This is a genomic window from Mycetohabitans sp. B3, assembly GCF_021498065.1.
Classification (GTDB): Bacteria; Pseudomonadota; Gammaproteobacteria; order Burkholderiales; family Burkholderiaceae; genus Mycetohabitans.
In genome coordinates this window covers 163309-183920 of the sequence record NZ_JAHLKN010000020.1, presented here as the reverse complement: position 1 = coordinate 183920, position 20612 = coordinate 163309, and the positions used below count along the sequence as shown (strand labels likewise).

The following is a 20612-nucleotide window of genomic DNA, read 5'->3' as shown; positions in this document are numbered from 1 at the left end:
CTGCACCTGCGTCGAGCGCCTCCTCTTGAAATTTCGTGTGGCAGAACTATGTTATGAATCACTTGGGCAGTCGCGTATTACGCACTGCGTGTTTCGATTTGTTTGTCGACGGATCCAGTGTTGACGGGCGGACTGGAGCGCGTAGCCCGGTTCGGCCCTTCGACGAAGGATCGAAGGAGCAAACCATGAGTGATTTGTTTTTTAGCACAGACGTCTTCAACGACATCGATCGTCTACAACGGCAGGTCGCGAACCTGTTCGCCAACATGCCGACTAGCCTGCGCGCGTCGCGCGTCGGGGCATTCCCGGCGGTCAACATCGGCAGCACGGACGAGTCGATCGAGATTGTCGCATTTGCCCCCGGACTCGATCCGGCGCAGATCGATGTGTCGATCGACAACGGCTTGTTGATCCTCAGCGGCGAGCGCAAACGCGTGCAAACGGAGCGTCCCGACGACACGCGGACCTATCTGCAAGAGCGTTTCAGCGGCACATTCCGCCGCATCATCGAATTGCCGCACCAGGCCGATCCAGACAAGGTCCAAGCGCGCTATGTGAACGGCTGCTTGAGCGTGACCATCGGCAAGCTCGAGGCATCTAAGCCGCGATCGATCACAGTGCAATGACCTATTGACCCGCATTGACGCAAACCAGGAGCACACCATGAGCAACACCACCGAACTGGTCGACCGTCCCGCCCAACAGAACGCCAGCGTCGCCGCACAAAGCGCAACGGCGTCGCAACCACGCCGCACGACAGTGGCGCCGGCTGTGGATATTTTCGAGGATCGCAACGGCGTCACGCTACTGGTCGACCTGCCCGGCGTGCCACGCGACAAGCTGAGCGTGAGCGTGCAGGACAGCACACTGTCACTTGAAGCCGAGGCCGTCGTGCCGACGCCCACCGGCTTGCGGGTCCAGCACGCCGAATTGCGCGATCCGCATTTCGCCCGCACGTTCGCGCTGGGTGCGGATCTGGATGCGTCACGTATCGACGCGCAGTTGCGCGACGGCGTGCTGAAGCTGGCCATCCCACGCCGCGACGAGGCCAAGCCCCGCCGGATCGACGTCAGCATCGGCTGAACGCCGTCAGTCATCGCGCGGACCGGCGTCCGCTCGACAGCCCGCGCCCCGATGCGTAATCTCGCCGGGGCGCTGGGCGGCCGCTGCTATCGGCCTGTCATCTCGCTGCTTTATCTTGTGATCCTAGGCGATAGGATCGCAGCCTCATGAACGATTTGGAGACGAAGATGCTGAGCCCACACGAATTCGCCACGTTGATGCTGATCCGCAACGCACCGGAGCAGATCGACATGAACCGCGCTGAACTGGACACGCTGCTCGAGCGGCAACTCATCGAGTTGGAAGAGCTCACCGAAGGCCATCGCCGCCCGATGCTGACGCCAACCGGCCAGTCGCTGCTAGCCGCAGCGAGCCGGCTGAAGGCCACCCACACACCGCCGCAACAGCACGCCGGCGCGGAACACACGCTCTAGCGCAGCAGACGCGGGGGCACAACAATGGTTCACCGCTGTTGCGCGATCCGTGCGAGCGTCTCGCTATCAAGCACTTGCCGTATCTCGGCGAAGAGTGGATGGGTGCTCGTGTACCGGCGTCCATACGCCAGATTGAACTGATAGTCGAAATCAGGCGGATTGCGTCCCTGGTTATGCTGCAGGATCGTCTCAAGCTTGTCCAGCGCCTTCACCGCCAACGCCTCCGCCGACTGCGCGCGCTCGTATTCGTCGCACAGCCAGTGACGGTGGCGCCACCGCATCGCGCCAGCCCAGTGTGTCTAGTTGCGCCTCCTGGTGTGCGATCTGCGACGTCGAGTAACGCCACAAGGCACGCCCGAGCAGTTCACTGACAGGCACGGAGAACTGGGCAGCACGTGCCGCGGAGCACGCCAACAACTGGTGCGTCAAATCGCAAATCAAGTGTACCGGCAACGGGTTGCCGCGGACCAGTCGCGCAAGCGCATGATCAGCCGCCGAATCGAGCCGCGCCGACAATGTATGCGCCACGCGCCGCCGCTCGGCCAACTCCATGGGTTGTAAGCCCGCCTCCCAGCGAGAAATCGTCGACTGGCTGACACCGAACAGCTCGGCAGCATGCGCCTGCTTAATGCGATGCAGCGCCCGCCAACGCCTGAGCTGGCTGCCCAATTGGGCGCCTGAGGGCATATCCGACAAAGTCTCGTTCACGAGCGATCCGAATGGCGACTCGCCGGGGGGCGCCTTCAACTCAGCGCGTCAACCACGATACGCGTGGCTTGCTCGATCGCCTCGTCGCGCGCCGGCGCATCCTGCTGCGGCTGGGTGAAATAGATGGACAGCACAATCGGCGCCCGCTCGGGCGGCCAAAGGACCCCGATGTCGTTGGTAGTGCCGTACTCCCCGGTACCCGTCTTGTCGGCAACGCGCCACTGCGCGGCCACGCCGGCACGGATTCGCTTGTCGCCTGTGCGATTGCCCAGCATCCATTGCTGCAATCGCTGCTGCTGCCACGGACGCAACACATTGCCCAGCATCACCGCGCGCAGCGTGTCTGCCATCGCCGCCGGCGTCGACGTGTCGCGCACGTCCCCTGGTATCGCTGTGTTCAACTCCGGCTCCCAGCGATCCAGCCGGAAGGTAGCATCGCCCACTGAACGGGCAAATGCTGTTACCGCATCAATTCCGCCAAGCACCTTCATCAACTGATTCGCTGCCGTATTATCACTGTACTGCAGCGTTGCCGCGCACATTTCGTCAATGTGCATTCCGGCGCCGACATGTTGCCCGCTGATCGGCGAATAACTGACCACATCAGCCGAGCCATACCGAACGCGCTGCGACAACCAGTCGGGCGTATCCCCGCTGCGGGCCAGTACGGCTGCCGCAAGCACCGCCTTGAACGTACTGCAGAACGGAAAACGCTCCTCTGCACGGTGCACGAGCCGCGCACCGCTACCCGTGTCGATCGCGCAAACCCCGAGGCGCCCGCCCATGCGCGCCTCCAGTACTGCAAGCGCTTCGAGTTGCAACGCGGCTGGTCTTTGCAATGTGGCCGGCCCTCGCAACCTAGATGGCCCCGGCGCTGAGGCGCTCGGTTCTTGCGCCGCGCACGCTGCCAGCGTCGGCATCCATGGGAGCATTGCACAGGCACGCAGCAGCGCGCGACGGGAGCGACAGTAACGCATTAGCTTTCCTTTTGTTAGTTGATGCAGAAAATGCTGTTGTCTAATTGTATTGACCGAGAAAGAGAACTATCGGTTTTTTTCCTTGTGTAGGCAAGCAATGGTAATTACTTTACGCGCGCGGCGGCCGAGTCCTGCGCGTATTCGTACGCGACCGTTCCCCTAGAGTGCCGGTACCAGCCCGGATCCCGGTAGTCGTCGCGGCCCAGGCCCTCGCGGACCTTCACGATGGTGAACATCCCGCCCATTTCGAGCGCACCGAACGGTCCCTGCCCGGTCATCATCGGCAGCGTGTTATTTGGCAATGGCATCTGCATCTCACCCATTGATCCGCCGGTGCTGCCCATTGCCATATAGTCGGGCACCAGCTTGTTGATACGCTTGACCAAGTCCTGTTGCGGCACGCCGATCATGTTCGGCACCTGGTGGCCCATCGCATTCATCGTATGGTGCGACTTGTGACAATGGAACGCCCAATCTCCCGGGCGCGATGCCTCGAACTCGATTACCCGCATCTGGCCAACGCCGACATCCACGGTCACTTCCGGCCATCGCGCTGCCGGCGCGATCCAGCCCCCATCGGTTCCCGTCACCTCGAAGGCGTACCCGTGCAGATGGATAGGATGATTGGTCATCGTCAGGTTGCCGAAGCGAATCCGCACACGATCGCCGCGGCGCACCGGCAGCGGGTCGATACCAGGAAACACCCGTGCATTCCAACTCCAGACGTTGAAATCCGTCATCTCGTTCACCCGCGGCGTGAAGCTGCCAGGATCGATGTCATACGCGGACATCAAGAATACGAAATCCCGATCGACTGGCATCACGCCACGCGCTTTCGGGTGGACAATAAACAGGCCCATCATGCCCATCGCCATTTGCACCATTTCGTCGGCATGCGGGTGATACATGAAGGTGCCGTGCCGCTCGAGCTGGAACTCGTAGACAAACGTTTTGCCGGGCGGGATATGCGGCTGTGTCAGACCGCCCACGCCATCCATCCCGCACGGCAGCGGCATCCCATGCCAATGCACGGTGGTGCGCTCGGGCAAGCGGTTCGTCACGAAGATGCGCACCTTGTCGCCTTCAACCGCTTCGATCGTCGGGCCCGGCGCCTGTCCGTTATAGCCCCACAGGTGCGCTTGCATCCCCGGTGCGATCTCGCGCACCACCGGCTCAGCTACCAGATGGAATTCCTTCCAGCCATTGCGCATGCGCCAAGGCAGCGACCAGCCGTTGAGCGTGACGACCGGTTTGTACGGCCGGCCATCGCGCGGAGCCAACGGCGGCTGGGTCGCGACACTGGCGCTGGATGGTGCCTCCGGCAAAGCCGCCGCGCCGGCTTTACTAACCAGCGCCGCGCCCAGCAATGCGGCGCCGGAGCCATTCAAGAATTGTCGGCGTGTGACCATCTCAGTGCCCCTCCCGCGGGTGAGCAGCAGCCGGCTCGTGTGTCGTTGGTTGACTTGCTACAGGAACGCTTGCCGCCGCCACCGCCCCGGCGTGCTGCGCTACTGCCGTCGGCAGACGGCCGCCGAGCGCACGCTCCAGCTCCGTTTCGGCGAGCCAAAAGTCTTTCAGTGCGTCGATAGATGCGCTCACCGCGTCAGCCTGGTCGCGGGCGTCAGCCAGCAGATCGAACACGCTGGCGAGCATGCCGTTGTAGCGCAGCAACATCTCGTTGGAAATCGCCTTGCGCACAGGAAGTACCTCGTCGCGATAGTGCCGTGCGACGTCATAGCTCGTGACGTACGCGGCATAAGATTGCCGAACCTGCGAGCGTGCCTGCAGCGCCACCTGTGCGAGCCGCTCAACCGCCTGCCTGTACGTCGCCTCGGCACGTGCTACCTTTGCGCCGCCCCAATCGAATAGCGGCACCTCGACACTGATCTCGTAGCCATGCTCGTGACCTTTGTCCGTCTCGTTGTTGTCCATGTAGCCGAGATCCAAGGCATTGACCATCTTCGTGGCGCGCGTCAGGCCAAGCGACGCGGCGACGCGGCGCGCCTGCAGTCGTGCAGCCTGCACGTCCAGACGCTGATCGATCGCCCACGGTTCCAAGTCGACAAGCGCCACGCGCTCAGCGGGCAGCGCCGGCAGGCGGTCGGGTAACGCGTAGTCGATCGCCTCGCCCCACAGTCCCATTACGCGGGTCAGCTTCTCGCGCTCGGTTGACACTTGTAGCTGCGCCTTGGCTAGCATCGCGGCCGCTTGCGCATAGAATGCCTGCTGCCGCGCATAATCCAGCTTGCTCCAATTGCCTGCCTTGTGCAGTCTGCGCGCCAACTCTGCCCCTGCTTGCGCCGAGTCCACCACCTGTTGCGCATATTGCAGTGCTTGCCGTGCCGCCACTGCCTCGATGTAGGCCCGGCGCGTGTCGGCTGCGACGGCCAGCATCGCGTCGGCGAGAGCTAAATTGGTTTGCTCCACGCGCGCCCCCTCGATACGTATCACCGCCGGCATCGTCAGCGCGCTGAACAGGCCGAGCGAGAATGTACGCTCGATGCTCAAGTCGTTGTTCGAATGCGTCCGGCTAAAGCGAAATCCGGGGTTTGGCAGGCGACTGGCCTGCGCCAAGTCCGCCTGTGCAATGCCCAGATCGGCATAGGTGGCCTGCAAGCCGGGATGATTGAGCAACGCCACCTGGACGGCATCATCGATCGACAGCGGCCGTAAAAGTAGCTCGCGGGTACGTTGCGCCGCCGCTTGCCGATCTTCGTCGGTACGCACCCAGACAGCTTGCTTGCCAAGCCGCTTGGACGCGGCGTCAGCGATCGCGCCAAAGCCTCCATCGGCTGGCGGTACCGCGCAGCCCGCCAGCATCGTCGTGGCCAGCGCCACAGTCAATACGGCTCTGCATCGAGCGCGCCGGGACCTCATTGCGTATGCTCCTGATGACCGGTGTGATTTGTGTGATTCGTGCGATCTGTGTGATTAGCACGACCCACAGAATCTGTGTAGCCAGCGTGGCTGATACGGCCGGTGTGGGTAGTCTGGCCGTCGTGGCCGGCACGGTCAACGTGGTCGGCGTGGTCATGCGCCGCGGCCCGCCCCTGCGGGGTGGAACGGCTCGGCCCGGCCAACTCGCCGCGGCCCGGCGCGAGCGCACGATTCAACCGAATCCACTCGACGGCGTCGCTATCGTTGTACTGATGATATCCGGCAAAGGCCGGTGGCACAGTGACAGCCGGAACCGACGCACTGGCGTCGGCCGGCCCGGGAAAGGCAGGCTCGGCGTGGACGAGCTGCGGCACATGAGCCACGGCGCACGCGAGCGCTGCGAACAGCTTGCGCATGATGATCTCGAACAGGTCCAAGGGCCAGCGTGACGGCCGGCCGACAAGTCACCGCTTCGCCAGCACTGGCGAGCGGACAATGAACTTAGACGGGATACGCGCTCGGAGGTCGCTCAATACCGCCAGTCAGGAAGCGGATTGCGCCAACGGATGGCTGAGGCAACAAACGGAGGTTGACAAATACACGAATGTCGGCAATCGTGCCGACACACGGCAGCGGCGCGCCGACGCAGCAGTTTGCGCCACCACTGCACTGGCCCGCGCCATGATGTGATACGTGGTCGCCATGGCCTCGCTGGCCGGCACGCGCGCCCGCGGACGCGGCCACGTATGAAGCGTCCGAGGATACCGCCCGGGTGTCCAACACCGCATGCGGATTGATGTCGCATACGGCGGTCTTGACATGTGCGGAATGTGCATGCGTGACCGGCGGCGTGAACTGCGACAGATCGCAATTCACGGATGCCACCGCAAGCCGGATCGGCAAACCCAGCATCAGCAGTAAGACGATAGAAACTCTGCGCCAGACGGACATACGCGGCAGTTTAGCATGAACCAACACCTGCTAAGCGGCGACCACGGGGTTGCGGCCTTGTGCCTTCGCCACAGACAGCACCGCGTCGGTGCATGCTGTATCGCACCGCCACCTCACCGCCGTCATGATCCGTTGCGCCTGCCCGCTGGTCGGCACCGGGGTCGGGCATGGCCTCGCCAGGAGTCGAGATGAGCAGGAACGACTTGCTGAAATGGATTCGCCACAATGGATCAGTCATCGTCGAGTAGTATCTGCCAAACGGCGCAGCGTTGTGTTGGACAAGTTGTTCGTCGGCCGCCGTCACGAAGTCGATATAAACCGTTTTCTAATGTTTTATGCCGTCCGGGCGCTGCTGCGGCAACATGGCATGGGCTCTTTCCAAATCGGACTGGGAAACCGGTCGCATCATGGCCCTGCTGGACGCCTGAAACCCGACGTTTCTCGATCAGCCGATATGCAGTACTCAGGGCAGCCGTGGGCGACGGTGCTCAACCGCGCATATCGATCCAATGCTGGGCCCAGCGATTCGAATAGCGGACCGCCTCTTGTTCAGAACTAAAATAATCGAGCGAGTAAAAACAATATAACTTTGCTGCGGTCTTCGCCGCCGTCAATGGCGAGGACATGGGCGAATTTGCCCGTTCCAGCGTGACGTTAGAAGAAAAACAGCCATCGGGTAATCGATGCGCGGAAGGCTGCACCGCATAACCGCGGTACATCCGAATAGTTTGATTGTGCATTGTCTTTATGATGTGACACAGCCGGCCAATGGCCACGAATGGGCAACACCCAGGGTGGACGAGCGCATTCAGAGGGGAGCGCGAAGCGCTGGACCGACGGCCGCGCGGTCGAAAAGACGGCACGGCGCGGAAGACTGGCGGGCAATACTACTGCCCCGCGGACGCGAGGCAGCCTGTCGTCCGGACATATCCGGACGTATTGAGCTTACACGTATGAAGCTTACAGCGGCTTGATGTTCGCGGCCTGCAGACCCTTCGGGCCACGCTTGACCTGATAGCTGACGCGCTGGTTCTCCACCAGCGTCTTAAATCCCTCTCCGGTGATTTCGGAGAAATGCGCGAACAGGTCTTCACCACCCGCGTCCGGCGTGATGAAACCAAAACCCTTGCTGTCGTTGAACCACTTAACGATACCGGTATCCATGGACGAATCCCTCAAAAGAAAAAATAAATGTTTCCCGCTTAGTGCGGCAGTACGGAAGCGATCAAGAGGGAGAGGACAACGAGCGTACCGCGTGGGTCGCGGACAGATGATGAACAGCAATCGGACATCTTGAAAACTTCAGTCAGCAAAGATACGCGAGATGATGCATACAGTCAAACGTTTTCGCGCGCGGTCATGCTTAAAGCAATAAAAATTCTGATAGTGTTCGCCTGGCGCGTCGACGGACGCCAGCAAACGGACGCCTCTATTGCTGAACAGGATGGTTCCTTTTTGCGTAATCTATATAACTCAACCGATAGGCTACAAAAAAACTAAGCACTGATCGTGCCCACCCTGCTCGTGCACGGTGCAGCGCCGTGTCTCGCGTCTGACGCAATATGCGCCCAGCGGTCAACGAACTGACGCGTTCCGCCTTGCCAGTGCTTATGCCGTTGCGCCTACACTGCGCTACCGTGCGAGCCCCGCGCTGTCCGCCACCGCAACCTGACGGCCTCAGTCGCAAATCTTTCGTCACGAGAGCGGCTCGAACGCGGTGGCCCTTCCGATGCCGCGCCACTACGAAACCTCGTATGTACCGGTTCACGACACTTCTGGAATACTCATAAGTTGTGTTTCCGGCGCCACGCACGCCGACTCCGAAGGCGCCAGCCGGGCAGACGCGGTTGACGACACCAAGCCTGGTACGGCGCTACAAGGATAGATGCGCCGCCGGGCGCACCGCCATGACGGACCGCAGACCGGTACCTGCAAACTTCGCCATGTTGGTTCACTATACGGTCGCAGCGCGTTGCTCGCTACCCGAAGTTTGACGACGCTCAGGCCCGCCCGCCGAACGCTGCTCCCCGCGTCGGCGCGTGCCGCCAAGCGTGTGTGATTTGCTTGCTGCACCCGTATAAATCGAAAAAAGATCGTTAGATGTTGCAGTCCCATCATCACGACCGACGCTGGAGCCACCGTTCCATGGAGCAAGAATGCGAAACGCTGCCGTACTGGCTTACCCGGCCAGCATCCGGTGAACAGCCAAACCCGTCTGACGGCGCAGTGGCTGCGACGGCTCATGTAGCGCTGCCACCCGGCGGCTTCCTTACGCTGTTTACAGAGCAAGACATCGGCGCCCCGAAGGCTGATCCCCGCCAGCCTCTTACGACCAGCCCCCTGCTGCGCTATACCAGTGTGCAAGATCGTGTGGAATTCATGCGGGGCAAGCTTGCGCAATTGGGGTTCGACTCATTCAGCTATATCGTGCCGCGCAAAAGCAGCGATCACAAGTCAATGTTCGTGCTGACGGACTACGAGTCGCGCAGTTGGTTGTCACGCTACTTCCGCGAGCGCTATTTCGATTTTGACCCAAGGATCCATTGTGCATCGTCCACTGGCCTGCCGTCGCCGTGGAGCGCCGCGCAACTGCGCGTGAATTTGCCTCGCGCACCATCGCGCAGCCAACGCATCAGACAACTGATCGAGCTACTGGAGGAAGACAAGCGGCGTAGCGGACTGGTGATCCGCTTCCCGCTGCCGCGCGTCGATACGACGGCCTGCCTGTGTTTCAATTCATCGATGGATGACATCCGCTGGCTCAGCGATACGCTCGTTGCCCAGACATTGATGTTTGCGCATGCCATTCATGAGTTCATTTGGACGCACGCGCAAGGCGCGATTGGCCTGGCGCCGGCACCACAACGTGAAGGGATCGCGCTGTCCGAGTTGCAGCAATCGATCCTGCAAGCCGTCGTGCAAGGTCGTCGCGACAAGGAAATTGCCTATTTCCTTGGCCTGTCGCCACACAACGTCGACTATCACATGCGACGATTGCGTACATTGTTCAACGTGCGCAACCGGGTGCAGTTGATCAACGTCGCGCGCGCATACCTGTGACCGGCACGGATCATCGTGACTCGCATGACGAACGCCAAGTCATCGTTGCCGTAACGGCTCACGGACGAGCACTGAAGCAGCAATCCCACTCTGTGCCAGGCAACATTGCTTGTGCGCTCGCTTGTCCGCTTGGCGGTGCTAGCGATCAAGCAACAATTGGAATGGCTGGCGCGTGCGCTGAACCGCAACGCGTAGGCACCAGTCAGACATGACGCGCACGACACGCTACTAACGGCTTCGTGGCCGGGCCAGTGCATAGCGCAAAGCGTCTCCGAGCAGGTTGCGCCATACGGCCCATGTATGGCCGCCGTCGACGATGCGCAGCGCTGCCGGATTGCCGCACGCACGTAAGTTCGCGTACAATTTGCACACCTCGGCCTGGATCGCAAGATCGTCGTCGCCGGACGCGACGAACATGGACACACGCAACGGTTGCCGCAGGTAAGCACGCCACTGCGCTGGATAGTTCAACGCGCGCCAGACCTGCGGGTCGAATTGCGCCGCGCCGAATACCCCGACCCAGCGCGCCGCCGAACTCGGCGGCGGTTCGTTCGCGTAGATGGCGGGACTGAGCAGGATCGCCGAGCCGAACAAGTCCGGCCGGGTCATTGCATAGCGCAGCGCGCCGAATCCCCCCATCGATACACCGCCGATTACCCGCTCGTCACGCTGCTGGGAAACCCTGAAACGCGCGTCAATTTCCGGCATCAGCTCGGAGAAGAACGCGGTTTCGATCGCCTCCTTCCGGTCCACGTACCATTGCGTACCACCCTGCGGCATCACAATGACGATCGGTGCGATATCTTTGCGCTCGATCAGCGCGTCGACGGTAGCCTGCACGCGCCCTTGTGAGATCCAGTCGTTCGCATTGTCATTGTTTCCGTGCAGCAGATAGACAACCGGTAATCGTGGGCCGTCGTGATCATAGCCGGTCGGCAGGTAGATTGTGTACGACCAGTCCCGGTTCAGGGTTTCCGAATGAAACGAGCGGATCAGCACGGTACTGGCGATCGCAGGCGCCCCAGCCATCAAACCGAGCACCGCTGTCAGCCACTCCAGCAAGATGCGCATCGAGCCTGCCCTCCTCCCTATGATACGCGCGCGCTCAAGCAGCGCCGGCCGTGCGGCGTGCAGCGGCTGCACCGAACCACCGCGTGAGCGGATCCGCACAGCCAGCCACGAGCAGCAACGAGGCGATCGCCACCGCGTCGGCGACGAGCCCGAGCGGCACATCGAGCAACCCGTCGGTCCACCAATAGAGTACCGAATCGACACCGAGCGAAATCACCGTACCCGCCACGAAGCATAACAAGCCCTTGCGGCCAACGGCGCCGATCCACGGCACCGATCCGGCCAGCCGACGCATCCAGCCATATTGCACCATGTTCGCCACCAGCCAGGCGAGCGCGATAAAATTGACCACGCGAGGCCACTGCAAGTCGCGCTTCATGACACTGTCCGACGCCCCATTGATGGACAATTTACAGTACGCGCAGATGAGCACCGTGAGCAGCGCGACGACGCTAATGATCCAGCCTGCGCGCGAACGACGCAGGCCAGCGTAGATCGGCTGGCAGCGCGCCAGCGCGCCGAGCGTGAACATCGCTTGCCAGGCGAACGGATTGAAATCCCACCGGTTCCCCGGTGCAGCCGGCAGCAGCCAGTATGCGTCACCGGCCAGGCACCACAGCGCGAACGAGCACACCGCCAGCAACCAGGGCCAGCCGCGTGCAAGCGGGATAATCACCGGTACCGCCAGCGCAAAGAACGCATACATCGGCAACACAGACGCCAGATAGGGCTGCCGCCGGAACAATAAGATGTCGCGCAGCACCACTGCAGGCGAGTCAATCAGCCCGTCCAGGTCAGCCGACGCCATATTGGGCGCGTCGATGCTGAACGCGCGCAGAATCGCGCTGACGAGCAACATCAAACCAGCGGTAACGAGAAAAGCACGGTAGATTTCCCACGCACGGCGGATGAAACGTCGACGCGCGGCGGCCTCATCACGACGCGCGGCGAGCGTGGTCCACGCGATGGCGGTGGCGTAGCCGCCCAGGAACACGAATACCTCGGCAGCATCGCACAGCGCATAGGTGTGCAACGTCACACGTGACAACATGCTGCCGCCGATGTGATCGACGACGATGATCAGTAATACGAGGCCACGAAAAAAGTCGAGCTCGGCCAAGCGAGCAGTCGATGGCTGCATCAGTACAAAGAGGGGATGGGTAAACAGGCAAGGCGGGCCGGGAACCCACCGCGCACCGCCCGTCACCCAAGACGAAGCGCTGCGCAATGGGTACAAACCGTATTATGCCATTGAGTTTCGCGTCTTCACACGCCATGCCTTCACACGTCACGCGCGAGCAGCGGGCGTCGTGTCAGCGTCCGTGACGTCGGCCTCGCGCGTTTCGGGCATCGCCAGCCACACTATCAGCACGGCCAGCGCGCCGGCCACCGCCAAGCCGATGAAGCTTACGCCGTTGCCAAAATGGTCCGCGACCAGTCCGGCGAGCGCGGTGCTCAGCGTCGCGCCGATGCCGGCGGCCAGGCCGAATACGCCAATGCACAGGTTGTAGCGCCCCTTGTCGCCGGCCACATCGGCTGCGATCAACGGCAGCATCACGCCGAATACCGCGGCGCTCAGCCCGTCGAAGATTTGCACCGGCACCAGCAGGCTCGGTGTGGTAACGCCAGCAAACAGCAGCGCCCGCACCGGTAACGCGGCAAAGCCCAGTAACAGAATCGGCCGGCGTCCCCATCGCTGCGCCGAGCGCCCGACCCACGGCGAGAGCCATGCCACGATGAACTGCGGCACGATGATGCAAGCGGCAATCACCAGTTGCACGTTGTCACCCATATGCGCGGTGACTTCGCCGGCCGCCAGATTCAACATGGCCGCATTGGATAAGTGAAACAACACGATGCATGCGGCAAACGTCAACATGCGCCGATCCCGCAACAGCTCGCCAATGCTCTCGCGCGGCGGCGCCGGCACAGGCCGCTGTGGCAGTTCACGCGCGGCGCGCGCCGGACCCAGATGAAGGGGATCGATCATGTATAACGCAATAATGGCTGGCAGCGTCAATGCAGCCGTCAACCAGAACACCGAGCGCACTGATACATATTCGCCGCACAATCCCATTAACCCGGCGGCCACCGCGCTGCCGATCGAGGCAAACCGCGCATTTCGGCCCAGCCGGTCGCCCAACGCGTGGCGGCCGACCAGCGCAAGCGACAACGCCGCGAGGGCCGGCGTCAACATGCAACTGGCAAAGCCGTGGAACACCTCCGCAGCGAGCACGGGGATCGTGGTCGGGCTGCCAGCCAACAGCAGTGCGCAGATCGCAATCGCAACGATCGCAGCCATCGCCGCGGCACGCTTGTTCTGCGTCGCGTCGATCAACGCACCGGCCGGCACTTGGCTGACCATTGCCGTGATCGTACCGACCGACAGCGCGATGCCGATTTCTCCTTGGGTCCATTTGTGCGTGGCCAGGTACGAGGCGATGAACGGCCCGAACCCCGTCTGGACGTTTGCAAGGAAGAAGTTCAGGCCATCCAGCGCACGCAGGCTCCGTGCATTCGGCATGACAGTCTTGTTCATCGGGATGCCCGCCCTGCCGGGGCCGTCGGCTGTCGTGCTACGGCCGGCGTGCCGCGCGCGGCGATAGGCGCAGGCGATACCGCACGGATCGGCTGGTCGGCCATATAGGACGGCGAAGCATCAAGCTGCTGATCCGATAGGTCCAACAGCAGTTGAATGGCCTTGTCCCGAGCCACGAAGCGCAGCGCTGACCAATCGGCGGCGATCCGCCGCCGGTCTGCGCTAATCAGGTTACCCAGCTCGAGCACCGCAGCCTGCGGCCGCAGCCCCGCATCGATCAGCACGTCAACGACGCGCCCCACCTTCGAACCGTTGGTGCGCTGCACGGTGGTATCCATCAGCGGCACAGCGCCCGATGTCGGGCTGCCGGCTTGCGACGGCTTGGCCGGATCGATCGGCGGCGTGCGCGATGGCACCCATTCCAACGCCCCGGCCACACGCGGCCCCACTGGCTTGACCCGCAGCGCGCCAACCGGGAAATCGACCTTGCGATCCCCGACTCCCATGAACCCTGTCAGGTTGACGACGATCTCGCGCAGCATCCCGTTGGCATCGACCACCAAGTCCACGGCATGGCCGATGGCCTTGCCATCCGGCCGTTGCACCTCGGTATCGAGCAGGCCCTTGACCTGGCCCGGATACAGCAGCCGCGATGCAATCAGCGGCGCCGGCATTGGCTGCACCGGCGGCGGCGAAGACACGGTCGCCGTAGCGCGTTGCGGTGATCGGTGCGGCTTTTTCGGTGCCGCACGGTCACTATCCGTCTTTGCCTCACGCAGCTCGAGCTCAGGTTGCACCGGCGGCGCAGCCGGTTCCGGCGGCGCCGCTTCAGGCAGGGGCACTGCCTGCGCCATGCCTTCGACGATCGGTGCCGGGCTCTGCTGATCGAACGTGCTACAAGCGACGAGCGCCAGCAGCATGCTAAACAGGCATAGACAACGTAAAACCAGAACGGGATGATTCGGACGGCAAGCGCGTCGGGAAAAACCGCTCATCAGGGACAGGGCTGATTGGCTCAACTCTTGCATCGCGCGTTCATCCCAGATGAGTCTGCCTCGATACATGAGTAGGACCGTCCATGGCTGCCAAACCGCGCATGATGCCACAATCCTGAACGGACCGCGCGCCGTGACACCGCTCGCGGAGCGCGCTCAATTGTGCGCGCAGCTGCTGCAGTTCGTCGATTCGCATGCTGACGTGCCGCAAATGCTCATCGACGAGCGCATCGATCGCGCCACAATCGCGCGCCGGAGCGTCCGCGGCCTGCAGCAACACACGAATCTCGTCATGCGTCATGTCCAGTGCTCGGCAATTGCGCACGAAGCGCAAACGGTCCAAATGCGCTTCGCCGTATGCGCGGTAATTGGCGCCTGTGCGCGCCGCCACCGGCAGCAACCCTTCTTTCTCGTAGAAGCGGACTGTTTCGGGCGTGCACCCGGCCCGCTTTGCCAATTCACCAATTTTCATCATTGTCCCGCATAGATCCGCTTGACCTTAAAGCGGCTTCAAGGTGTGTACTACAGCATAAATCACCTGAGGAATCCAGCATGGTCGATCGCCACTTCGCCAGAAGCCCACAAGCGACATCAGTCGATATCGAGCATGAGCGCCGCTCGCAAGCGCCGTGCCATGCCCATGCCACCACCCGGGAGCACGACACATGCTGTGCCAGCCCGCACACCGGCAACCGGTCGCACGCCGATATTTGCCATGCCGATGCCGTTACGCAGGCAGCCTACAGCCCGGGTGCAGATTCGTCTTCGGCGGCACGCGCGCGCGACGGCGACGAGATGGCCGCTACCGACACGGTACGCACGCGCATCCTTATTCGGCAAATGGACTGCCCGACTGAGGAAACGTTGATCCGTTCGAAGCTGCACATGATCGTTCCCGCCGAACGTCTCGAGTTCAACCTGTTGCAACGTGTATTGACCGTTGAGCACCCGCGCGACGCGTTGGACGACATCGTCGCCGCGCTCACTTCACTCGGCTTCACCCCCGAGATACAACCGCATGACGATACGCGCACCGTGCCGCCGCCGGCGCATACGCATACAGCACGGCGCTGGCCGCTCGTGGCGGCCGGCATCGCCGCGCTGTTGGCTGAGGCGTTGACCTGGCTGGGTGCACCCGGCTGGACTACGGCGGCGCTCGCGGCGCTCGCCGTGCTCGGTGCTGGCCTGCGCACCTACCACAAAGGCTGGATCGCGATTCGTCACGGTAACCTGAACATCAACGCGTTGATGAGCGTCGCGGTGACCGGCGCCTTCGCGCTGGGCCAATGGCCGGAAGCCGCTATGGTGATGGTGTTGTTTACGATCGCCGAACGCATCGAGGCTGCTTCGCTGGAGCGCGCACGACGTGCGATCGAGCGTCTGGTTGCGCTCGCGCCCGATAAGGCGAGCGTGCAACAAGCCGACGGCAGTTGGCGCGTCGTAGACGCGCGCACCGTGCCAACCGGTGCACGGGTGCGCGTGAAGCCAGGCGAGCGGATTGCGCTTGATGGCTGTATCGTGTCGGGCCGCTCAGCGGTCAATCAAGCCTCGATCACCGGCGAGAGCCTGCCGGTGGACAAACAGGTCGGCGACGCGGTGTATGCTGGGACGCTCAATACATCGGGTTCTTTCGACTATTGCGTCACCTTCCCCGCCACGCAAAGCACGCTGGCCCGCATTGTGCAAGCGGTCGAGCAAGCACAGGCGTCCAAGGCGCCGATCCAACGTTTTGTCGACCGCTTTGCGAGCGTGTACACGCCGGTCGTGTTGGCATTGGCACTGCTGGTCGCGGCCGTGCCGCCGCTGCTTGGCCATGCCGTGTGGACGGCGTCGGTCTACAAAGCACTGGTGCTACTGGTCATCGCCTGCCCATGCGCGCTAGTCATCTCCACCCCTGTCACGATTGTCAGCGCGCTGGCGGTCGCCGCCCGCCACGGCATCCTAGTCAAAGGCGGCCGCTACCTGGAACAAGGGCACCGCCTGGCATGGCTCGCACTGGACAAGACCGGCACCTTAACCGTGGGGCGTCCGCAGCAAACCGATTTTGAGCCATGTGCGACAGTGGATGCCGCGCGCTGTCGCCAGTTGGCGACGAGCCTTGCCGCCCGCTCAGACCATCCTGTCTCCGCCGCGATCGCCGCCGCCGGTGCCGCCGGCCCGCAACACTTGGTCGTCGACGACTTTGGCGCGCTGCCCGGACGCGGCGTGCACGGCACTATCGACGGCGTGCGCTACTGGCTCGGCAACCGCCGCCTGGCTGAAACGCTCGGATGCCGCTATGCGAAGCTTGATGCAAAGCTGGACAGCTTGGAACGGCAAGGTAAGACGGTCGTGATGCTCATGGACGAACGCCGCGTTCTCGCCTTATTCGCACTTGCCGACACCCTGAAGCCCACCAGTCGCGAGGCTGTTGCACAGTTGCATCGGCTCGGCGTGCGCACGCTCATCCTGAGTGGCGATAATCCGCATACCGCGCAGACCATCGCGGCCCAGGCTGGCATCGACGAGGTTCGCGGCAACCAATTGCCAGACGACAAGCGCCGCGCGATTGAGTCACTGACCGGAACGCGCCATGCGGTGGGTATGGTGGGTGATGGCATCAACGACGCGCCTGCGCTCGCGCGCGCCGATATCGGCTTTGCCATGGGCGCATTAGGCGCTGGCGCCGCGATCGAGACCGCCGACGTCGCACTGATGGACGATGATCTGCGCAAGGTTGCCGTATTCATCCGGCTATCGAAGGCCACGCGTCGCATCCTAACGCAGAACATCGTTGTCGCGCTGGGGCTCAAGGGCGCATTTCTGGCGCTCACGCTGGCCGGCTACGGTACGATGTGGATGGCCGTATTCGCCGATGTCGGTGCAAGCCTGTTGGTCGTGGGCAACGGGCTCCGGCTGTTGCGTCGCTAGGCGGACTGCATCGCAGCTCCATTGACACGGAGCTGCGATGCAATCTCATGGACGAATCCCGCTGCCGCCCTCGCATTACTCGATCGGGCGCATGATGCGGCCAGCCGCTGACGGCAATCCGCCGCGCGTGCGCCCGCTTTAGCGGCGGTATGGGGCGGATTCGGCATACAGTCGATCAAACTCTGCGGCGTAGGCGCTGGCCAGCGCCGGCGCACCACGAAACACGTTGAAATTCTCCGCGTTCTTGCGGTCACCCGCCCGGGTAAAGTTCATCGAACCAAACGCTACCACATCGTCCACCACGATGAACTTGTGGTGCATGATGGGATAGCGCGAGTCGATCCGCACGTCGATGCCGGCATTAGCCAGATAGGTTGCCCCACTATATTTGCCGGTCTCGTTAGATTTGTCCAATACCACGCGCACCTGGACACCGCGCACACGGGCGTTGCGCAAGGCCTTTGCGATGTCGGGTGACGTGAATGCATAGCCAGCCAGCCAGACCCGGCGCTTGGCACCGTCGATCAGCGCCGCCGCGGCGGCGCCCGCTCCGCCATCCGGTGAGAAATACGTATCGACCGTCGCGTTCTGAATGCGCAGGGGCGCCGCTTCGGTAAGGGTTGTGGCGCACGCGAGGGCCACGAGACAATGGATCAGTACTTTCATGGGCGGCGATTTTAGCCGGATATGTTGTCCCACGAGAACGTCCTTTCGCATCCCAGTTCGGCTAAACCCTACGACAAACGACTGCCGGTCCATGTACCTAGCGACCACGCTGGACGAAATAGTTCGTATAATGTTTAGTTAGCGATGCGGGGGCGGCATGCTGGTTTACATTTTGTTGCCGACGGACATCGCCGGAACCCAGCGCCCAGTTAGAGGCCCGGCTGCGCCGCGCATGCATGCTTACTTTGCACGGACCGAACATTCTCACGTTGCGCTGACAAATCTAACACCGCCTCCTTGTTTAGCATTTTCGATGCTGGTAAAATCGCTTGTTCTCGGAGAGATGGATGAGTGGTTTAAGTCGCACGCCTGGAAAGCGTGTATAGGTTAATAGCCTATCGGGGGTTCGAATCCCCCTCTCTCCGCCACCGACACCTAATCGATTGAGCCCAGGACGTTTTTCAATCGGCTCTCGCCATAGTCTCCCTGATTTGGGATATCCGCACTATGGAAGTTCCTCCCGCGTTGCAAGACGCCGGCACGGTGTCTACGATTTCCCCATGCACTAAAACCGAGCACGGTCGCCGCAAGGAGCGGCGCGTGTGTTTGAACACCGAGGAGCCGGTGTTTGCGCATGCCGCAGCCATTAAGCTCTCGAAGAAAATGCAAAAGGCGGCATCTCGGTCGAGAAGCTCATCCAGCTATGTTACTCACAGAGGGACAAGCTCAAGTCCAAGACGCTCTACGAGTATGGCAACTATCACCGACCTCTTCCTGTTCTCCCGGACACATCGACGTGCACCGCTCAGTTCGCGGCCATGCGCAGGATGGGCTTTAGGGTGACCCCCTTGGTACTGTCTTCAGCGGCCTGATTGATCTGTTCTAGAGAATAGAACTTGACCAGGCGGTCGAATGGGAACCGGCCCTGCTGATAGAGCTTGACTAACTGAGGGATGAACACCGAAGGTACGCTGTCGCCCTCGACGATGCCACGGATGCTACGCCCGCCCAGCAGCAGATTGTTGACGTCGAAGGTGGCCCGGGTGCCAAGCTTTGGCGCACCGACAATACCGATGGTGCCTAAGCCACTCAGCGCCTCGATGCCAGCTTCGAGCACTTCCGGCCTTCCAGTGGATTCGAGTGCGAAATCGGCGCCGCTGCCGGTTATCTCACGTACTGCCTCGACAATATTAGCCTCTCGGCTGTTCACCGTATGGGTGGCCCCCAGTTCTCTCGCCAGTTCCAGCCGCGAAGACACGACATCAATAGCAATGATGGTGGTCACACCTACCACGCGTGCGGCCATCACCGCGCTTAACCCCACCGCACCGGCGCCATAGGCGGCAAAGCTGCTACCCAGGCGCACCTTCATCGAATTGATCACCGCGCCTGCGCCGGTCTGGATGCCACATCCCAGGGGACCGAGCAACTCCAGCGGGGCATCAGTGGGCACCTTGATGGCGTTGTGCTCGCGCGCGAGCGCGTAGGTGGCAAAAGAGGACTGGGCGAAGAAATGATCGTGTAGCGGTTCGCCCTCGGGTGTCTGCAGCGCGGTATGGCCATGGGCATCGCTGCTCCCGAAGTTAAGCGGATAGAAATCCTTGCAGTAAGCTTTGTGGCCGCTGGCGCAAGGGTTGCAATGACCGCAGGCACCGTAGGTCAGCACCACATGGTCACCGGCCTTCAAGTTCTTGACGGTCGGGCCGACCTGCTCGACGATCCCCGCGCCTTCATGGCCGAGTACCGCCGGCAGCGGTACAGGGTAGTGCTGGTCACGCATGATTAGGTCAGTGTGGCACAGGCCAGTGGCAACCACACGCACCAGAACTTCGTCCCCCTGTGGCCCCCGGATGCGCGCCGGTTCGATGGTGAAAGGCTGTTGCGGAGCACGTGCCACCGCCACCGTGATATTGTGCAAACCTGTCGACGCATTCATGGTCTAGTCCTCTTCAGAGTAGGCAGGCAGATGCCTGTCCCTTAACGGTCAGCCACTGCCTTTGAGTGAACTCCTCCTAGTTTGCCGGGCCGCCGATACTGCGGCCGTTGCCCGATGCGCCGACGCCGTCAAACGGAGTGACCACCTCGTCGTTGATGGTCTGATCGTTGATGTGCAGCAAGCCCGCGCGCAGGCGCTCGCCCAGCTTGAAGGCGCGCCCGACATCGCTGGACACAATCGCCATCGACAGACCATACTCGCCATCCCCGGCGCCGAACGGCAGTCGCAGCTCGCGTATTGCAATGCGTGCAGGCCTTCGGGGGATTGCAGGCACGACGAATTGCATGGCAAACCTATCGCATACAAAATGTGACACACGCTTCTCATCAATGTCTGAATAGGAAGCGATGTGGATGTTTGCTAAGG

21 protein-coding genes, 1 tRNA gene and 1 pseudogene are annotated in these 20612 nt (G+C 62.1%); 7 read left to right on the top strand and 16 right to left on the bottom strand.

Features of this window, described 5'->3' with window-relative positions:
* Nucleotides 1–185 precede the first annotated feature (185 nt).
* The 3 genes from KQH55_RS05955 to KQH55_RS05945 all read left to right on the top strand — a co-directional run bounded on the left by KQH55_RS05955 (nucleotide 186) and on the right by KQH55_RS05945 (nucleotide 1496).
* Complete coding sequence (locus KQH55_RS05955) at nucleotides 186–626, top strand: Hsp20/alpha crystallin family protein (protein ID WP_076787129.1); 441 nt, start codon at nucleotides 186–188, stop codon at nucleotides 624–626.
* 37 nt (nucleotides 627–663) lie between these two features.
* On the top strand, nucleotides 664–1083 hold the full coding sequence (locus KQH55_RS05950) for an Hsp20/alpha crystallin family protein (RefSeq protein WP_235090379.1): 420 nt from the start codon (nucleotides 664–666) through the stop codon (nucleotides 1081–1083).
* A gap of 167 nt (nucleotides 1084–1250) precedes the next feature.
* Entirely contained in the window at nucleotides 1251–1496 is a 246-nt protein-coding gene (locus KQH55_RS05945; protein ID WP_076787131.1) for a hypothetical protein, read from the top strand.
* A 29-nt stretch (nucleotides 1497–1525) separates the two neighbouring features.
* On the opposite strand, the gene KQH55_RS05940 is transcribed toward KQH55_RS05945, so the two are convergent.
* The 5 genes from KQH55_RS05940 to KQH55_RS05920 form a co-directional block, all read right to left on the bottom strand.
* Nucleotides 1526–1708, bottom strand: a complete 183-nt coding sequence (locus KQH55_RS05940; RefSeq protein WP_370642947.1) for a hypothetical protein — start codon at nucleotides 1706–1708, stop codon at nucleotides 1526–1528.
* On the bottom strand, nucleotides 1686–2183 hold the full coding sequence (locus tag KQH55_RS05935) for a helix-turn-helix transcriptional regulator (protein ID WP_083703778.1): 498 nt from the start codon (nucleotides 2181–2183) through the stop codon (nucleotides 1686–1688). The genes KQH55_RS05940 and KQH55_RS05935 overlap by 23 nt, the downstream gene beginning before the upstream one ends.
* Before the next feature lie 56 nt (nucleotides 2184–2239).
* Nucleotides 2240–3181 carry a class A beta-lactamase gene (gene bla, locus KQH55_RS05930; protein WP_235090378.1) on the bottom strand — a complete coding sequence of 314 codons (942 nt, stop codon included), beginning with the start codon at nucleotides 3179–3181 and terminating at the stop codon, nucleotides 2240–2242.
* A 104-nt stretch (nucleotides 3182–3285) separates the two neighbouring features.
* The gene (locus tag KQH55_RS05925) at nucleotides 3286–4590 is read right to left on the bottom strand and encodes a multicopper oxidase family protein (RefSeq protein WP_235090377.1); all 1305 of its coding nucleotides are present in this window, start codon (nucleotides 4588–4590) and stop codon (nucleotides 3286–3288) included.
* 1 nt (nucleotide 4591) lies between these two features.
* A complete protein-coding gene (locus KQH55_RS05920) occupies nucleotides 4592–6058 on the bottom strand; it encodes a TolC family protein (protein WP_083703657.1) in 1467 nt (488 codons plus the stop codon).
* Nucleotides 6059–6063: 5 nt separating this feature from the next.
* On the opposite strand from KQH55_RS05920, the gene KQH55_RS05915 reads away from it, so the two are divergent.
* Complete coding sequence (locus tag KQH55_RS05915; RefSeq protein WP_076795091.1) at nucleotides 6064–6507, top strand: hypothetical protein; 444 nt, start codon at nucleotides 6064–6066, stop codon at nucleotides 6505–6507.
* Between the two features lie 52 nt (nucleotides 6508–6559).
* Here KQH55_RS05915 and KQH55_RS05910 read toward each other — a convergent pair whose 3' ends face one another.
* The 3 genes from KQH55_RS05910 to KQH55_RS05900 form a co-directional block, all read right to left on the bottom strand.
* A complete protein-coding gene (locus KQH55_RS05910; RefSeq protein ID WP_076795089.1) occupies nucleotides 6560–6970 on the bottom strand; it encodes a hypothetical protein in 411 nt (136 codons plus the stop codon).
* 527 nt (nucleotides 6971–7497) lie between these two features.
* Complete coding sequence (locus KQH55_RS05905) at nucleotides 7498–7749, bottom strand: hypothetical protein (RefSeq protein ID WP_104077038.1); 252 nt, start codon at nucleotides 7747–7749, stop codon at nucleotides 7498–7500.
* A 220-nt stretch (nucleotides 7750–7969) separates the two neighbouring features.
* Complete coding sequence (locus KQH55_RS05900) at nucleotides 7970–8173, bottom strand: cold-shock protein (RefSeq protein WP_076784893.1); 204 nt, start codon at nucleotides 8171–8173, stop codon at nucleotides 7970–7972.
* Nucleotides 8174–9154: 981 nt separating this feature from the next.
* On the opposite strand from KQH55_RS05900, the gene KQH55_RS05895 reads away from it, so the two are divergent.
* Nucleotides 9155–10069 carry a LuxR family transcriptional regulator gene (locus KQH55_RS05895; protein WP_076784894.1) on the top strand — a complete coding sequence of 305 codons (915 nt, stop codon included), beginning with the start codon at nucleotides 9155–9157 and terminating at the stop codon, nucleotides 10067–10069.
* A gap of 228 nt (nucleotides 10070–10297) precedes the next feature.
* Here the strand turns inward: KQH55_RS05895 and KQH55_RS05890 are convergent, their stop codons facing one another.
* The 5 genes from KQH55_RS05890 to cadR all read right to left on the bottom strand — a co-directional run bounded on the left by KQH55_RS05890 (nucleotide 10298) and on the right by cadR (nucleotide 15146).
* Nucleotides 10298–11140: an esterase family protein gene (locus KQH55_RS05890; protein WP_076787133.1), complete on the bottom strand. Its 843-nt coding sequence runs from the start codon at nucleotides 11138–11140 to the stop codon at nucleotides 10298–10300.
* Nucleotides 11141–11174: 34 nt separating this feature from the next.
* Nucleotides 11175–12281, bottom strand: coding sequence for an OpgC domain-containing protein (locus KQH55_RS05885; RefSeq protein WP_235090376.1), 1107 nt, complete (start codon nucleotides 12279–12281; stop codon nucleotides 11175–11177).
* Nucleotides 12282–12428: 147 nt separating this feature from the next.
* The gene (locus KQH55_RS05880) at nucleotides 12429–13679 is read right to left on the bottom strand and encodes an MFS transporter (protein WP_235090375.1); all 1251 of its coding nucleotides are present in this window, start codon (nucleotides 13677–13679) and stop codon (nucleotides 12429–12431) included.
* Nucleotides 13676–14599, bottom strand: a complete 924-nt coding sequence (locus KQH55_RS05875) for a PRC-barrel domain-containing protein (protein ID WP_235090374.1) — start codon at nucleotides 14597–14599, stop codon at nucleotides 13676–13678. The genes KQH55_RS05880 and KQH55_RS05875 overlap by 4 nt, the downstream gene beginning before the upstream one ends.
* 115 nt (nucleotides 14600–14714) lie before the next feature.
* Nucleotides 14715–15146, bottom strand: coding sequence for a Cd(II)/Pb(II)-responsive transcriptional regulator (cadR, locus tag KQH55_RS05870; RefSeq protein WP_076787137.1), 432 nt, complete (start codon nucleotides 15144–15146; stop codon nucleotides 14715–14717).
* Between the two features lie 80 nt (nucleotides 15147–15226).
* On the opposite strand from cadR, the gene KQH55_RS05865 reads away from it, so the two are divergent.
* Nucleotides 15227–17584: a cation-translocating P-type ATPase gene (locus KQH55_RS05865; protein ID WP_370643206.1), complete on the top strand. Its 2358-nt coding sequence runs from the start codon at nucleotides 15227–15229 to the stop codon at nucleotides 17582–17584.
* Nucleotides 17585–17722: 138 nt separating this feature from the next.
* On the opposite strand, the gene KQH55_RS05860 is transcribed toward KQH55_RS05865, so the two are convergent.
* Nucleotides 17723–18250 carry a phospholipase D-like domain-containing protein gene (locus KQH55_RS05860; protein WP_076784898.1) on the bottom strand — a complete coding sequence of 176 codons (528 nt, stop codon included), beginning with the start codon at nucleotides 18248–18250 and terminating at the stop codon, nucleotides 17723–17725.
* 337 nt (nucleotides 18251–18587) lie between these two features.
* Between KQH55_RS05860 and KQH55_RS05855 the strand changes: the two genes are divergently transcribed.
* Nucleotides 18588–18678: transfer RNA gene (locus tag KQH55_RS05855), tRNA-Ser, on the top strand.
* Between the two features lie 377 nt (nucleotides 18679–19055).
* Here the strand turns inward: KQH55_RS05855 and KQH55_RS05850 are convergent.
* Entirely contained in the window at nucleotides 19056–20186 is a 1131-nt protein-coding gene (locus KQH55_RS05850; protein ID WP_076784899.1) for an NAD(P)-dependent alcohol dehydrogenase, read from the bottom strand.
* A gap of 79 nt (nucleotides 20187–20265) precedes the next feature.
* Nucleotides 20266–20445, bottom strand: a pseudogene (locus KQH55_RS05845) (aldehyde dehydrogenase family protein); the annotation flags it as partial.
* Nucleotides 20446–20612: the final 167 nt, after the last annotated feature.

What these genes read in the sequence shown, in the direction of transcription:
- KQH55_RS05955 (WP_076787129.1), top strand. Translation starts at nt 186, where the DNA reads ATGAGTGATTTGTTTTTTAGCACAGACGTCTTCAACGACATCGATCGT.
- KQH55_RS05950 (WP_235090379.1), top strand. Translation starts at nt 664, where the DNA reads ATGAGCAACACCACCGAACTGGTCGACCGTCCCGCCCAACAGAACGCC.
- KQH55_RS05945 (WP_076787131.1), top strand. Translation starts at nt 1,251, where the DNA reads ATGCTGAGCCCACACGAATTCGCCACGTTGATGCTGATCCGCAACGCA.
- KQH55_RS05935 (WP_083703778.1), bottom strand. Translation starts at nt 2,183, where the DNA reads ATGCCCTCAGGCGCCCAATTGGGCAGCCAGCTCAGGCGTTGGCGGGCG.
- bla (WP_235090378.1), bottom strand. Translation starts at nt 3,181, where the DNA reads ATGCGTTACTGTCGCTCCCGTCGCGCGCTGCTGCGTGCCTGTGCAATG.
- KQH55_RS05925 (WP_235090377.1), bottom strand. Translation starts at nt 4,590, where the DNA reads ATGGTCACACGCCGACAATTCTTGAATGGCTCCGGCGCCGCATTGCTG.
- KQH55_RS05920 (WP_083703657.1), bottom strand. Translation starts at nt 6,058, where the DNA reads ATGAGGTCCCGGCGCGCTCGATGCAGAGCCGTATTGACTGTGGCGCTG.
- KQH55_RS05915 (WP_076795091.1), top strand. Translation starts at nt 6,064, where the DNA reads ATGCTCCTGATGACCGGTGTGATTTGTGTGATTCGTGCGATCTGTGTG.
- KQH55_RS05910 (WP_076795089.1), bottom strand. Translation starts at nt 6,970, where the DNA reads ATGCTGGGTTTGCCGATCCGGCTTGCGGTGGCATCCGTGAATTGCGAT.
- KQH55_RS05905 (WP_104077038.1), bottom strand. Translation starts at nt 7,749, where the DNA reads ATGCACAATCAAACTATTCGGATGTACCGCGGTTATGCGGTGCAGCCT.
- KQH55_RS05900 (WP_076784893.1), bottom strand. Translation starts at nt 8,173, where the DNA reads ATGGATACCGGTATCGTTAAGTGGTTCAACGACAGCAAGGGTTTTGGT.
- KQH55_RS05895 (WP_076784894.1), top strand. Translation starts at nt 9,155, where the DNA reads ATGGAGCAAGAATGCGAAACGCTGCCGTACTGGCTTACCCGGCCAGCA.
- KQH55_RS05890 (WP_076787133.1), bottom strand. Translation starts at nt 11,140, where the DNA reads ATGCGCATCTTGCTGGAGTGGCTGACAGCGGTGCTCGGTTTGATGGCT.
- KQH55_RS05885 (WP_235090376.1), bottom strand. Translation starts at nt 12,281, where the DNA reads ATGCAGCCATCGACTGCTCGCTTGGCCGAGCTCGACTTTTTTCGTGGC.
- KQH55_RS05880 (WP_235090375.1), bottom strand. Translation starts at nt 13,679, where the DNA reads ATGAACAAGACTGTCATGCCGAATGCACGGAGCCTGCGTGCGCTGGAT.
- KQH55_RS05875 (WP_235090374.1), bottom strand. Translation starts at nt 14,599, where the DNA reads ATGCTGCTGGCGCTCGTCGCTTGTAGCACGTTCGATCAGCAGAGCCCG.
- cadR (WP_076787137.1), bottom strand. Translation starts at nt 15,146, where the DNA reads ATGAAAATTGGTGAATTGGCAAAGCGGGCCGGGTGCACGCCCGAAACA.
- KQH55_RS05865 (WP_370643206.1), top strand. Translation starts at nt 15,227, where the DNA reads ATGGTCGATCGCCACTTCGCCAGAAGCCCACAAGCGACATCAGTCGAT.
- KQH55_RS05860 (WP_076784898.1), bottom strand. Translation starts at nt 18,250, where the DNA reads ATGAAAGTACTGATCCATTGTCTCGTGGCCCTCGCGTGCGCCACAACC.
- KQH55_RS05850 (WP_076784899.1), bottom strand. Translation starts at nt 20,186, where the DNA reads ATGAATGCGTCGACAGGTTTGCACAATATCACGGTGGCGGTGGCACGT.